The following is a 15,105-nucleotide window of genomic DNA, read 5'->3' on the forward strand; positions in this document are numbered from 1 at the left end:
TCATCTTTGTAAACGCGGCTTAGCCGTGCTCGGCCTCGTGTGCGGCAAGGGCAGCCAAGTTCACAAGATCGTTCACGGTCGCCCCCATCTGGGCGATCTGAGCCGGTTTTTCCAGACCGATCATGACCGGACCAACCACTGTGCCACCGCCAAGCTTATCAAGCAGCTTGGAGGACGTGGTTGCCGCATGAAGGGCGGGCATCACCAGAACGTTGGCCGGACCCGACAGGCGGCAGAACGGATAAAGCTTGAGCAATTCGGTATCAAGCGCGACATCAACGGCGATATCACCATCAAACTCGAAATCGACATTGCTGCGCTCAAGGATGCCCACTGCCTCGCGGATACGGTCAGTATCAGCGCTGTAGGGGTTGCCAAAGGTCGAGTGCGAAACCATCGCCACACGCGGCTCATGACCAAGCTGACGGGCCTTCTCGGCCGCCTGAATGGCGATCTCGGCCAGTTCTTCGGCGTTTGGCAGGTTATGCACGCGGGTATCGGCGATAAACACCGTACGGCCCTTGGCAATCGCGATCGAAAGACCCATCGGGATTTCACCCGGTTTGGCATCAATCACACCGGCAACGTCGCTGAAGCTGCGGTTGAAGTTACGGGTCAGACCCGTGATCAGGCCATCCGCATGCCCCTTTGCCACCATGACAGAGGCAAAGACGTTACGCTTCTGGTTGACCATACGCTGGCAATCACGCCACAGGAAGCCTTTACGCTGCAGGCGCTGATAGAGGAATTCTGCATATTCTGCATTGTGCTTGGACAGTGCCGCGTTGCTGATTTCCACACCATCCAGGCTTTCGATGCCAAGATTCTTGGCACTTTCATGGATGCGGTCTTCGCGACCGATCAGGATCGGCGTGCCATAGCCCGAATTGCGATAGGCAACAGCCGCACGAATGACGGTTTCTTCTTCGCCTTCGGCAAAGGCGATGCGTTTCGGGTGGGCTCGGACATAATCAGAAATCAGCTGCAGATGGGCAGCAGTCGGGTCAAGGCGACCACGCAGCTGATTTTCATATTCCGCCATGTCAATGATCGGACGACGCGCAACACCGCTATCCATCGCCGCCTGTGCAACGGCCTTTGGCACCGCCATGATCAGACGCGGATCAAACGGGGCCGGGATGATGTATTCCGGGCCATATTGCAGGCGACGACCGGAATAGGCCGCTGCCACTTCGTCCGGAACGTCTTCCCGCGCAAGCGATGCCACAGCATGGGCCGCGGCGATCTTCATTTCCTCGTTAATCGTTGATGCCTGAACATCAAGCGCACCGCGGAAGATGTAGGGGAAGCCCAGAACGTTGTTGATCTGGTTCGGATAGTCCGACCGACCCGTGGCGCAGATCGCATCACTGCGGATGGCGGCAACTTCTTCTGGCGAAATTTCCGGATCCGGGTTGGCCATCGCAAAGATGATCGGCTTTTTGGCCATGCTTTTGACCATGGCAGAGGTCACCGCACCCTTGACCGACAGGCCAAAGAACGCATCCGCGCCATCCATGGCTTCTTCAAGGGTTCTGGCATCGGTCTCGGCCGCATGTGCCGATTTCCACTGGTTCATGCCATCTTCGCGACCCTTATAGATCACACCGCGCGAGTCACACATGATGACATTGTCATGGGAAACACCCATGCTTTTTACCAGCTCGCAGCAGGCGATTGCCGCGGCACCGGCACCATTGATAACAAGCTTGATGTCTTCAAGTTTACGGCCGGTCAAATCACATGCATTGATCAAGCCGGATGCAGCAATGATCGCGGTGCCATGCTGGTCATCATGGAACACCGGAATGTCCATAACTTCGCGCAGGCGCTGTTCAATGATGAAGCATTCAGGTGCCTTGATGTCTTCAAGGTTGATGCCGCCAAACGATGCGCCAAGGAAGCGCACGCAATTGACAAACTCGTCAACATCCTCGGTCGAGACTTCAAGATCAAAGCCATCAACATCGGCAAAGCGTTTGAACAGAACAGCCTTGCCTTCCATGACCGGCTTGGATGCCAGCGCACCAAGATTGCCAAGCCCCAGAACGGCTGTACCGTTAGAAATGACTGCAACGATATTGCCCTTTGACGTGTAGTCATAGGCAGTCGCCGGGTTCTTGGCGATTTCAAGACAAGGCACCGCAACACCTGGCGAATAGGCCAGGGACAGATCGCGCTGTGTGGTCAGCGGCTTGGATGCGGTGATTTCGATTTTGCCCGGGCGGCCGCTGGAATGGAACAGCAGCGCTTCGCGGTCACGAACCTTGATTTCTTTATCTGACATTATGTTTTCACTGACGCTTGCGTGGTGGGTTGGAAAGCAACGTGTATGGTCTTGGTGTAGATTATCCTGATCGACAAATTTCCGGTGTGGGACCGTCATGTCGGACCGCCCAATAAATCAGGCTTCTGGCTGCGGGTCAAAGGGGACGTTAACGGCAACCGCAAAATTACGTAGCGTTTTCCGTATGTTGCGACGCAACATCCCGATGCTGTCTGGCATCATTTTTACCCCCCAGTTTTGGTTACGGGTTGACCCGTTGCGCGATCATGACAAATCTGTTGGCAAATAGACGTGACTTTTCAGTGACGTAATTCAGCGTGCAAGTCCCTGCCATCAAAGCAAAATTCACGTTGCGCCGCGCAAAGAATAGACGAATTTCGAGCCATATTTCGTCTTTCCACAATCTGAAAAACTTTCAAAAACCCGGGGGAAACATGAAATCGCAGTCACTTAACCGGACTTTGGCCCTTGTTGGACTGGGCATGGGTACCGGACTCCTTTCCCTGCCCGACGCACAGGCAAGTGATGCGATCGATTTCCCGTTTGACCCGGTGATTGGCGAAACACGGACCTATCAGGTCGAAAAAACCCGCGAGACCCACCGCAACGGGACGATCACGAAAAACACACTGACCATGTCGGTACCCATCACGGTGCGCGCGACGGATCAGGATGGATTGGAGATGGAAGTTACATACAACGACATTGATGTCGTTGGCGCAGAGGCGGGTGATAAAAACACTGCCCTTGCAGCGGGCCTTGCCAAACTGACCGAGGGGTTTGTTTTTCACTATCGTGCATCCCCGACAGGTGTTCCGATCACGCTAAGCAATATGGATGCTGTGCAAGCCGATCTTTTGCCCGCTGTGTTTGAACGCCTTGATGACATCATCGCCCAATACAGCAGCGACCCGCAAATCGCGGCAAGTCTGGCACCGATCCGCCAAGCCTTTGCCAATATGACCCCGCAGGCCGGTGCACAAATGACGCTTCGCGATATTCAGCCGATCTTTGCCCTGACCGGGTTGGAAATGCCCGAAACCGGTGTGATTGAAATCAACAATGATGTGCCCTGGGAGCTGACCGGATCGAACCTGAAGGCAGTTGGCGAGATCAAGCTGATCGACAGCACCGATGAGCAGGCAACAATCGAGCTTCATCAAAACTACACCCGCGAAAGTGTTCGCAACGGCATTGCCTTTTTGATGGCGCAAACCGCCGGGATGGATAAGGCATCCATGGAACGCGCAACCAAGCAAATCCGCGCTTGGGAAGATTATGATATCCAAACAGATATCACAGCCACCCTGCCGCGCACCGGCAGCTGGCCGCAGCGGGTTGATCATACCCAGACCTTCATTGCCGCCGGGCAAAAGCAAATTACTCAGATGACTTTTATCCTGCAGGACTAGCCGCGCAGCAGGCGATTATTTCGGCACATGCATGTGGATGTTCGTCGCACCGTTGGTTTTGAGGATTTCGGTCGCACGCACTTCTGCACCGGCATGATCGGTGGCAATACGCACCCAAAGGATCACCGACCCGGCATCGACCGAGCGGGCGAAATCCTCGGTATGGGGGGTGGACGTGACTTCATCGATGAATTCGCGAAGGGCAACAGCCCCAACCCCGGCTCCAACCGCAATTGCCGCAGGTGCCGTCGCAGCCCCGCCAAACAGGGCAATGGCACCCGATGCAACCAAGGGCACCTCATATTTCACTTCGCCAACAAGGGCGGTCAAAACATCGGACCAGGATCGGCCGTCTGACCCGGCGACATCGATGGATTCATGGGAACTTAGAACCGAAAGATCGGTGCGGGCAAAACCGTTTTCGAGAAGACTTCGAACTGCGGCATCGAACTTGTCCTTGGTGTCAAACAGTCCGACCAGTTCGGGGGCTTGGGAGGTGGTCTGCTCTGCTGCCATTATATGCTCTCCTTGGTGACTGTTTTCAGCTGGAAAAACTGACGGGTTTCTGCGCCAATTCAATTCGCTACCATCTTTATATATTTTGCGGAAATTCAGGCGTTGCAATGGCATAGATCAAAAACTATGACTTCGCCCCTTCCCGCCTCTCGTCAATGCCTTCCGGGTTTGCTATCAAAGTCGACATGAACAACATCGCCGATACATCCGACACCACACCGAGCGCGCCGTCCTTCTCCAAAGAGGGCGCGACACCAATGATGATCCAGTTCCTTGAGATCAAGGAACAGTATCAGGACTGCCTGCTATTTTATCGGATGGGCGATTTTTACGAGCTGTTCTTTGACGATGCGGTCAAAGCCGCCGAAGCCCTTGATATTGCCCTGACAAAACGCGGCAAACATCAAGGTAACGAAATTCCCATGGCCGGTGTTCCGGTCCATAGCCACGAAACATATCTTCAGCGCCTGATCCGCAAGGGTTTCCGGGTTGCCGTTTGTGAACAGATGGAAGACCCCGCCGAAGCCAAGAAACGCGGCGCAAAATCCGTAGTCAAACGCGGTGTTGTCCGCCTGATCACGCCGGGTACGCTGACTGAAGACAGCCTTCTTGATGCACGGCGCCATAACTATCTGGCAGCCGTATCAGAAGTGCGCGGCAAGGTGGGTCTGGCCTGGCTTGATATGTCCACCGGTGATTTTTATGTCCAGGCGACTGAGATGGCCGGCCTTGGGGCTGCCCTGGCGCGCCTTGATCCGGGCGAGATTCTGTTTTCGGAAAAGATGCTGAACCGGTCTGAAGTGTTCGACATCTATGCCGAATATAAAAACATCATCACCCCGCAACCGACCGCGCGCTTTGATGCCGAAAATGCGCAATTACGGCTGAAAAAGCTGTATCAGGTCGAGGCACTGGATGCTTTTGGCGGCTTTGAAGTGGCTGAGCTGTCTGCGGCCGGTGCGCTGATTGATTATGTCGAACTGACCCAAAAGGGTCAGATGCCGCGCCTATCACCGCCGACCCGCGTCGCCGAAGGTGCGGCGATGGAGATCGATGCGGCAACCCGTCGATCGCTTGAACTGATCCAGACCCAGTCGGGCGAACGCAAGGGATCGTTGTTGTCGGTCATTGACCGTACCCGGACCGGTGCCGGTGCCCGTTTGTTGGCAGCCCGCCTTTCGGCCCCGCTGACCAATGCGGACGAGGTCAATAAGCGCCTTGATCTGGTTGAATATTTCCATGATCGCGATGGCCTGCGGTCTGATCTGAGATCCGCTCTTGGCGAATGCCCCGATATTGAACGCGCGCTATCGCGTTTGTCGGTCGGTCGTGGAGGGCCGCGTGATTTGGCGGCGATGCGTGATGGCCTATCTTGCGCCTTTGCGATTGGTAACCTTCTGGCCAAGCCCGATGGCGGCAATGATGGCCTGACAGCCCAGCCGGAATCGCTTGCGGATCATTTGACCATGATGGGTCACCACGGTGACCTGATTGATCTTTTGCGTCGCGCCATTTCGGAAAACCTGCCGCTTTTGGCCCGTGATGGTGGCTTTATTGCCGGTGGCTATCATCCACCGCTTGATGAGCTCCGCATGCTTTCAAGCGAAAGCAAAAAGCTGATCGCCAATCTGCAGGCCCGCTATACCGAGCAAACCGGCATTGCCAACCTGAAAGTCAAACACAACAATGTGCTTGGCTATTTCATCGAAGTATCGGCCAAAACCGCCGATAAAATGATGGAAGAGGATGAGTTTATTCACCGTCAAACCATGGCCAATGCCGTGCGTTTCACGACGGTGGAACTGTCCGAACTTGAAAGCAAGGTCTCAAAGGCCGGTGATCAGGCATTGGCCCTTGAACTTGAGCTGTTCGAAGAACTGGTCCAAGCGGTTCTGGCCAAGGCAGACGAAATTGCCAAATGCGCAACTGCGCTGGCGGGGCTTGATGTCTCAGCGGCACTTTCGGAACTGGCACGCGATCAGGGCTGCATTCGCCCGCAAATCGACAGCAGCCTTGCCTTTGACATCACTGCTGGCCGCCATCCGGTGGTTGAGGCCGCGCTTCGCGAAAACGGTGATTCGCCCTTTGTTGCCAATGATTGCCGTCTTGAGGATGAACAAAGCCTGTGGCTGATTACCGGTCCGAACATGGCTGGTAAGTCGACATTCCTGCGTCAAAACGCGCTGATTGCCGTTCTGGCCCAGATCGGCGCATTCGTTCCGGCGGCCAAGGCACATATCGGCGTGATCGACCGCCTGTTTTCGCGCGTGGGTGCGGCCGATGATCTGGCACGCGGGCGTTCGACCTTCATGGTCGAAATGGTCGAAACCGCATCGATCCTTAATCAGGCGACTGACCGATCCTTGGTCATCCTTGATGAAATCGGGCGTGGGACCGCGACCTTTGACGGTCTGTCAATTGCCTGGGCGGTGGTTGAAAACCTTCATGAAATTAATAAGTGCCGAGGTCTTTTTGCCACGCATTATCACGAACTGACGGCCCTGGCTGCGAAGCTTAAACACCTGTCCTGCCACACCATGCTGATCAAGGAATGGCAGGGCGAAGTTGTTTTCCTCCATGAAGTTGGTGCGGGAAGTGCCGATCGGTCCTACGGCATTCATGTCGCCCAGCTGGCGGGTCTGCCAAAGCCCGTGATCAAGCGTGCAGAACAAGTTCTCAAGACCCTTGAGAAAGGCGAACAAGGGGGCGCTGTTTCCAAGCTTGCCGATGACTTGCCGCTGTTTGCCGTTGCCATCGAACAGGCTGCCAAGGAAGAACGCGCAAGTGCACCTGCCCTTTCTGATGGACAGAAGGCTGTTCTGGACGCTGTTGCTGATCTTGATCCGGACAACATGACGCCACGCGAAGCGCTTGATGCGCTGTATCGCTTGCAGTCACTGAAAGGCTGATCGATCTGCTGGTTCGATTTTGCGATTTAAACGCATGAAAAACAGGCACCTTGCTCCTATATCAGGCAGGTGCCTGTTTTGGTTTGGGTACAGGATTCGGTGCATTTGGCCAATCCGCCCAGATTGGAAATTCGGCACAGCACATGCATAGCGTGCGGTTACAACCGATTGTCGTTATTGTAAGATTTCGGCAGTACAAAAGACGGTAGCAGACCGCAGACCAGCGCCAAGGAAACCGACCAACGTGACCTACAAGATCAAGAAGCAGCGCGAAATCATCGACCGGAAGAAAGTCTTTGCCGAGCTCGAAGAAATCGCAAAAAACCCGGATCTGAAAAGTTTCAAGCAGCGCGCAGAAGTGCTCAAGAAGCTAAAATCGGTCATGGAAGCCGGTCGCAAGGTCATTCGTGCGCGCTTTGAAGAAAGTAATTCAGGTCAGGAAACCGTCTTTTCCAACAGCTTCCTGATGGATCAAATGGTCCGTCTGATCCATGATTTCGCGATCAGCTTTGTCTATCCGCTGCATAATCCAACCAATGAACAGCGCATGTCAGTCGTCGCTGTTGGCGGTTATGGCCGTGGCGACATGGCCCCGCATTCGGATGTCGATATCCTGTTTCTGTTTCCCTACAAGCAAACCGCGCACGGCGAACAGGTTGTCGAATTCATCCTTTATATGCTTTGGGATCTTGGGCTTAAGGTCGGCCATGCGACGCGGTCGGTCGATGATTGCCTGCGCATGGGCAAACAGGACATCACCATCCGTACCAACCTGCTTGAAAGCCGGTTCGTCTGGGGTGATGAGGAAACCTATAACCTGTTTCGCACGCGCTTCATGGATGAGCTGGTCAAGGGAAGCGGCCTTGAATTCATTGAAAAGAAACTGAACGAACGCGACGAACGCCATGTCCGCATGGGTGATTTACGTTATGTGGTCGAACCCAACGTCAAAGACGGCAAAGGCGGCCTTCGTGACCTTCATACCCTGTTCTGGATTGGCAAATACCTTTATCGCGTCAATTCCCCGATGGAGCTGGTTGATCTTAAGGTCCTGACACGCAAGGAAGCGCAAGGGTTCCTGAAAGCCCAGAACTTCCTTTGGGCGGTGCGGTGCTGGCTGCATTACATCTCGGACCGCGAAGAAGACCGCCTGACCTTTGACATGCAGCGCGATATCGCCGAGCGGCTTGGCTATACCGACCATGCAGGTGCCTCGGGTGTCGAGCGCTTCATGAAGCACTATTACCTGATGGTCAAACATGTGGGCAATCTGACCCGCATCTTCTGTGCCGCCCTTGAAGAACGTCACCAACGCCGCCCATTGATCCGATTCCCGGGCAAGCTGTTTGGTACGCGTGAGATTGACGGGTTTGAACTGCGCAATGATCGCTTGACGGTCGAAAACTTGGCCGTATTTGAAAATGACCCGATCAAAATTCTCAGCCTGTTTCTGGTTGCCCATCAAAACGGCGTTGGCATTCACCCCGAAACGCTGCGTTGGGTAACCCAAAGCCTGAAATTTGTTGATCACAAGTTACAAAATGATCCGGCAGCCAATGAAGTCTTCCTTGAAATCCTGACCCTGCGCAACAGCCCCGATATTGCCCTTCGCAAGATGAACGAGGCCGGGGTTCTGGGCCGCTTCATCCCGGATTTCGGACGTGTCGTCGCCCAGATGCAGTATGACATGTACCATACCTACACCGTGGACGAGCACACCATCCGCGCAATCGGTATCCTCAATCAGATCGAAAATGGCGAACTGGCCGAAGACGCACCGATCGCGACCCGCATCATGGGCAAGGTGATTTCGCGCCGCGTTTTGTATGTCGCGGTCTTGCTACATGACATTGCCAAGGGCCGGGGTGGCGATCATTCCGAACTTGGTGCCGAAGTTGCCGAAAAGCTCTGCCCGCGTCTGGGCCTGTCCCCTGCCGATACCGAAACCGTTGCCTGGTTGGTCAAAGCCCATCTTTGGATGAGCCTGACAGCGTTTAAACGTGACCTGAATGACCCGACCACGATCAAGGCATTTGGTGATCTGGTGCAGTCGCAGGAACGTTTGCGCCTGCTGCTGTGCCTGACAGTTGCCGATATCCGTGCGGTTGGGCCCGATGTCTGGAACGGGTGGAAGGCAACCCTTCTGCGTGAGCTTTATTACGCAACCGATGACCATCTATCGGGCGGTTTGAACGCCGATAGCCGCGATTCGCGTGTTGCCCGCGCACAGATGGCGCTTCGCGAAGCACTGGTTGATTGGCCAACCGATGACATCGAAGATTTCATTGATCGTGGTTATCCGTCCTATTGGCTCAGTTTCGATACCGACATCCACGTTCATCACGCCCATCTGACCCGTGATGCCAAGAAATCCGGTGCGGAAATCACGGTGGATGTCCGCATCGATACCGAGATTGATGCAACCGAAATCACGGTTCACTGTACCGACCATCCGGGCCTGTTTTCCCAGATTGCCGGATCAATGGCGCTGTGTGGGGCGAACGTTGTTGATGCAAAGATCCTGACACTTGCCGATGGTATGGCGCTTGATACCTTCTTTGTTCAGGACACCAATGGTGAAGCATTTAATGACACCGCCAAGCTTGAGAAACTGCGCGAAACGCTTGAAAAGGTGATCTCTGGCCAGCTGCGCCCAAGCCATGAAATCCAGCGTCGTCAGACCAAGGATAGCAAGCACCGCACGGCCGTGTTCAAGGTCGAACCCAACGTTATCATCGATAACAAGGCCAGCCGTACGCATACGGTCATTGAAATCACCGCCCGTGATCGGCAGGGGCTTCTCTATGACATCACGCGTGCCTTGCGCGACCTGTCGCTTCAGATCGCATCAGCGCGAATTTCCACCTTTGGCGAGCGCGCGGTCGACGTTTTCTATGTGAAGGATGTGTTTGGCCTGAAGATCGACAGCCGCACCAAATTTGTTCAGGTCAAGGAAACCCTGACACAGGCCATCCAGAACAATTAGGGCACCCTAGCAAACCCCAGATACAAACCAAACTTGGTCCATACCCATGCGGCATCATCAATACCGCCACGGTATGGATCAAGTTCGGTGTTCCAGTCCATTGGACCGGAACGTGCTCGTATATTTTTTGGAAATTGTGACGGACGAGGAAGAGTAAAACCAAACCCGACAGCGTGACCTGTTATCCACGGTGTCGAAATCCTCGGAGTGCAGCAGGTTGAGGTGTTTTCCCTTATTTCCCCGCCCGTCCAATAAGAGGCTCGCGTCCCAACGAATCCTCAGCGACCCCGAATTTATGCCTGCGACCAGCGAATTTCTGTGACGGTTGTCACAGGAACCCGGAAAAATCGCCCCAATTCAACGACTTTCACAAAAATGCGATATAACAAGCGGCCGTTCGAGCACTGTCATTACGACTATTTTCACTTTCGGCTGTCAAATTTCACTGTTTCAGGCTTGAAAAGACCGCAATTGGCGATCATCACAGCCAAGATTGCCGACTCCATTTTACGGATTGCACACGCATGTCGCTTGTTCGCTCGATCGCCACGGTAAGTGGTTTTACCCTGCTGTCACGGTTGTTGGGATTTTGCCGTGATATCCTCATTGCCGGGATGTTGGGTGCGGGCGGCATGGCCGATGCGTTCTTTGTTGCGTTCAAATTCCCCAATCTGTTTCGCCGCCTGTTTGGCGAAGGCGCGTTTTCCGCAGCCTTCATCCCGCTTTTGGCGGGCGACATCGAAAAACGCGGCATGGACGTGGCACGTGAATTTGCCGCACGCGCCATGTCGATGCTCGTCCTCATCACAGGCTTTCTGGTTGCGATCATTGAAATCCTGATGCCTTGGGCGATGTATGTGTTTGCGCCGGGCTTTGCCGAGGACCCGGAAAAGTTCACCCTTGCCGTTGAACTGTCGCGCATCACCTTCCCCTATCTTGCCTTTATCTCTGCCGTGGCCCTGATGTCAGGTGTGCTCAATACGCTCCATCGCTATGCCGCCGCGGCCGCAGCACCGATCATTTTAAATATCTGCCTGATCGCTGCCCTTCTTGGACTGACACCTGTCATGGAAACCCCCGCGCACGCCCTTGCATGGGGGGTCGCGTTTGCCGGGGTGGCACAGTTCATTGCCCTTGTGATTGCTTGCAAGCGCGCCGGTTTTGCCATCAAATGGCAGTTGCCCCGCATTGATGACCGGATAAAGCTTCTGGGCAAACGCATGATCCCGGGCATGATTGGCGCCGGGGTTTATCAAATCAATCTTCTGATCGACACCATGCTGGCGTCCCTTGTATCGGACGGTGCGGTGTCCTGGCTCTATTACGCAGATCGGGTGCAACAACTGCCCCTTGGCGTGATTGGCATTGCGATTGGCACCGCCCTTTTGCCGACATTGTCGCGCCAGTTGCAGGGCGATGATGCCAAAACCGCGATGTATAGCCAGAACCGCGGCATTGAAATTGCCCTTCTTCTGACCCTTCCGGCCGCGATTGCGCTTGGTGTCATGGGCTTGCCGGTGATTAACGTTCTGTTTGAACGCGGTGCGTTTGGCGCGGAAGAAACCCTTATGACCGGCATGGCATTGACCGTATTTGCCTTTGGCCTGCCGGCATCGGTACTGGTCAAGGTGTTGGCACCGGGCTTCTTTGCGCGCGAAGACACCAAAACACCGATCCGCATCGGTATTTCCTGTATGGTGCTGAACATCGTTCTTATCGTTGTGCTGATGCCATGGTTCGGGCATCTGGGCATTGCGGCGGCGACGTCTGTTTCGGTCTGGGTCAATGCGACCTCGCTTGGCATTATTTTGCACCGGCGGGGGGATCTGACCTTTGATGCCCGCCTTGCCCGACGGGTGCCGCGTATTTTGCTGGCATCCGCCCTAATGGGGGCGGCCCTTTGGTTTGTCATTGATACGTTCTGGGAAAATGACGCGCTTTCGATCACGCGGATCATTACCATGGCGATCTGTGTATGTGGTGGCATGGCGGTCTATGCGATCAGCGCCCAACTGCTTGGTGCCACCAGCTTTTCCGAACTCAAAGCGACCCTGAAGCGCGGAAAAACCGCCTGATCGCAATATTTCCGGTCATTTCCCGACATGCTTCTTGACCTGATGGCGCGGGGCGGCTTAACTCCGCGCTGTTTGCTTGCATGCTCGTCCGCCGGCGGGTGTCCAAAACCTGGCGGAGTATGCAGGCTTTATTGATCAACATTTGAAATGGACGACGACGTTATGGAACGTGTGTTTTCGGGCGCTCAGCCCACCGGTAACCTTCATCTTGGCAACTATCTTGGCGCAATCCGCAACTGGGTAACGCTGCAGAAGCAATATGAATGCATCTTCTGCGTCGTGGACATGCATGCCATCACGGTCTGGCAAGATCCCAAAGAACTGCGTTCCAACATTCGCGAACTCGCTGCCAGCATGATTGCAGCCGGCATTGATCCGGAAAATCAGGTTCTGTTCAATCAGAGCCAGGTTTCCGCACATGCTGAACTGGCCTGGATCTTTAACTGTGTTGCGCGTATCGGTTGGCTCAACCGCATGACCCAGTTCAAAGAAAAGGCTGGCAAGCATCGCGAAAACGCGTCGCTTGGTCTTTATGCCTACCCGTCGCTGATGGCAGCTGACATTCTGACCTATAAGGCAACCCATGTTCCGGTTGGCGAAGACCAGAAACAGCATCTTGAGCTGGCCCGCGATATTGCGTTGAAGTTCAACAATGATTACGAAGTTGAAGGCTTCTTCCCGCAACCCGAACCGCTGATCCTTGGTCCGGCAACCCGTGTGATGTCGCTGCGTGATGGTTCGAAAAAGATGTCAAAGTCCGATGCATCGGACATGGCACGCATCAACATGACCGATGATGCCGATACGCTTTCCAAGAAAATCCGCAAGGCAAAAACCGATCCGGAGCCGCTGCCATCCGAAGCAGCCGGTCTTGAAGGCCGCCCGGAAGCCAAGAACCTGATCACCATCTATGCTGCGCTTACCGACAGCACCGTCGATGCGGTTCTGGCAGAACATGGTGGTACCCAGTTCTCTGGCTTCAAACAGGCTTTGACCGACGTTGTTGTCGACAAGCTGGCACCGATTACCGAGAAAATGGCACGCCTGAAAGACGATCCGGCCTATATCGACAGCGTTCTGGCAAAGGGTGCAAATCGCGCCAATGCCATCGCCCAGCCGATCCTCAAAGAAGTCAAGGAAATCGTCGGTTTCCTCGGTCGCTGATCGGTTAAGGCACCAGATAAAGAAAGGCCCGCTTGTCAATGACAGGCGGGCTTTTTTCATGCGTGAATTCTCGTGATCAACCCAACTGGCTTAGATTGAATTTCCAGACGGCTGTGACTGCTTTTGCATTGCCTGATACTTTTTCAAGCCGTCCATCATGGTCTGGCTGAACCAGGCACCAACCGGCTCATCGCCACCCATATGGTTTGATGCGCGCTGCATCAATGGATGAACAGCCTCTTCTTCCGCGCCGGAAGCCTCTACCGAAGCATTATGGGTGACACCTGCAGACTGGTTTTCTTCACGCGCGCTCAAACGCCCCTGATCTGCAACCGCATTGGTGCCAGAAACAGCATCTGCTGCCATTGTCTGAGCCTTCTCACGGCCCAATGCTGCATTAAAGCGCGCCGCCATTTCGGCGGCCGACAGCGGCCCACCACTATCAGACATGATATTCTCATCGATCACTGACTGCCGCTCTTCTTTGACCAGATTACGCTTTGCATAACGTGTTTCATGCGCGGCCATCTCTGCCGAAATCGCAAAGGTATTTTCCTGACGGCTTACCCGACCACTGCTTGCCGCGCGGGCCCAGACGGTATTGCCGGCATCACTGCTAAAGGATGCGCGTTTGATCGGGGAACCGGTATCCGAGTTCGAGGCAATTGTTTTTGTCATCGTGGTGGCTGGCGCTGCCGGGTTTGCTGTCCCGGCCGCGGCCATGGCAACGCTCAGTTCTGCCGGATCAGGCTCGGGGCCTGCTTCTGCGACTTCGGTTGTCACGGCATGGGCCTGCATCTGGGCTTGAAGCTGTGGACTTACATTTGAAGCCGCAACATGGGTCGCTTGACCCCATGGCACATTCAGATCAGACGGCTTGACGCCAGTAAATCCGTTCGAGCTGGGGGCTGCGGCACTGGCCGGAATCGCCTGATCCACCGGAGCGGTCGGTGCGGCCTGAACAATCGTTGCCTGTTCCGCTTGGCTGGCTGCATATGCCGATGACGCGCTATCTGTAGTCATCCAGGGCAATACCAACTCACCCTGATAGCTGCCATCATTGGCTGCTACGGTTGCAGCACCAGCTGCGCTACCTGATGCATCAGCAACCGCCGTTCCGTCATCAGGCGTACCGCCCCCAAAGCCATCTTCAACAAACGCCATGATATGGCTACCGGTATCGTCACCAGTTACCGCATCCACCACAGCATCGATCGCTGCACCCGCAAGACCGAAAACACCACCAAACAGCCCGCCGCCAACAACGCGTGCGCCATTGCCGAGCTCATCACCGGTCAGCGAACGGTAAATCATGCCAACGCCGGGAATATGCTGCAGGGGGTTAATCACATCGAGGAAATCGGTGAACTCAAATCCGTCTTCTCCGAACATATATTCGGAGAAGGTCCGTCCTTCTGCATTTTCAGAAAGCTGGTCAGCCGCATTCGACTGGGCAAACTTGTTGCCCGCTACGTCGCCTGCTGTACCCGGAACGCTACCGGGCGAAATTTGCCGCCAATTTGCACCAATCGACATGTCTGTCCTCCTCTTGCGGTTTAATTTGCAAAAGGGGTGCCAGTTTTAGATCGGCTTAAATCGTGGGGTTTCCGGGATTTTTGTTTGAAGGATGTCGCAACGAAGCTACCCGTCGGAATCTTCTGCCGGGTAGGGTTGGCTTATTTAAACTGTGTTGAATGTGGCGAAAGTGACGGGTTGGCGAGCACTGGCGCGCAGCGTACTTCAGGTACGTGAGCAC

General features: G+C 54.8%; 8 protein-coding genes. 5 read left to right on the forward strand and 3 right to left on the reverse strand.

The window, feature by feature from the left end; genetic code table 11:
• Window positions 1-19: 19 nt before the first annotated feature.
• Complete coding sequence (locus tag ACMZ66_RS01590; RefSeq protein ID WP_416933793.1) at window positions 20-2,287, reverse strand: NADP-dependent malic enzyme; 2,268 nt, start codon at window positions 2,285-2,287, stop codon at window positions 20-22.
• A 434-nt stretch (window positions 2,288-2,721) separates the two neighbouring features.
• Between ACMZ66_RS01590 and ACMZ66_RS01595 the strand changes: the two genes are divergently transcribed.
• Window positions 2,722-3,699: a hypothetical protein gene (locus ACMZ66_RS01595; RefSeq protein WP_416933795.1), complete on the forward strand. Its 978-nt coding sequence runs from the start codon at window positions 2,722-2,724 to the stop codon at window positions 3,697-3,699.
• Between the two features lie 15 nt (window positions 3,700-3,714).
• Here the strand turns inward: ACMZ66_RS01595 and ACMZ66_RS01600 are convergent, their stop codons facing one another.
• Window positions 3,715-4,215 carry a hypothetical protein gene (locus tag ACMZ66_RS01600; RefSeq protein WP_416933797.1) on the reverse strand — a complete coding sequence of 167 codons (501 nt, stop codon included), beginning with the start codon at window positions 4,213-4,215 and terminating at the stop codon, window positions 3,715-3,717.
• 185 nt (window positions 4,216-4,400) lie between these two features.
• Between ACMZ66_RS01600 and mutS the strand changes: the two genes are divergently transcribed.
• The 4 genes from mutS (at window position 4,401) to trpS (ending at window position 13,349) form a co-directional block, all read left to right on the forward strand.
• Entirely contained in the window at window positions 4,401-7,124 is a 2,724-nt protein-coding gene (gene mutS / locus ACMZ66_RS01605; RefSeq protein ID WP_416933799.1) for a DNA mismatch repair protein MutS, read from the forward strand.
• A 244-nt stretch (window positions 7,125-7,368) separates the two neighbouring features.
• Complete coding sequence (locus tag ACMZ66_RS01610) at window positions 7,369-10,110, forward strand: [protein-PII] uridylyltransferase (protein ID WP_416933801.1); 2,742 nt, start codon at window positions 7,369-7,371, stop codon at window positions 10,108-10,110.
• Between the two features lie 524 nt (window positions 10,111-10,634).
• The gene (gene murJ, locus ACMZ66_RS01615) at window positions 10,635-12,185 is read left to right on the forward strand and encodes a murein biosynthesis integral membrane protein MurJ (RefSeq protein ID WP_416933803.1); all 1,551 of its coding nucleotides are present in this window, start codon (window positions 10,635-10,637) and stop codon (window positions 12,183-12,185) included.
• Window positions 12,186-12,347: 162 nt separating this feature from the next.
• Complete coding sequence (gene trpS, locus ACMZ66_RS01620; RefSeq protein ID WP_416934594.1) at window positions 12,348-13,349, forward strand: tryptophan--tRNA ligase; 1,002 nt, start codon at window positions 12,348-12,350, stop codon at window positions 13,347-13,349.
• A gap of 90 nt (window positions 13,350-13,439) precedes the next feature.
• Here the strand turns inward: trpS and ACMZ66_RS01625 are convergent, their stop codons facing one another.
• A complete protein-coding gene (locus ACMZ66_RS01625; RefSeq protein ID WP_416933805.1) occupies window positions 13,440-14,885 on the reverse strand; it encodes a hypothetical protein in 1,446 nt (481 codons plus the stop codon).
• Window positions 14,886-15,105 lie beyond the last annotated feature (220 nt).

This window comes from Thalassospira sp., assembly GCF_048059015.1.
Taxonomy (GTDB): Bacteria; Pseudomonadota; Alphaproteobacteria; order Rhodospirillales; family Thalassospiraceae; genus Thalassospira.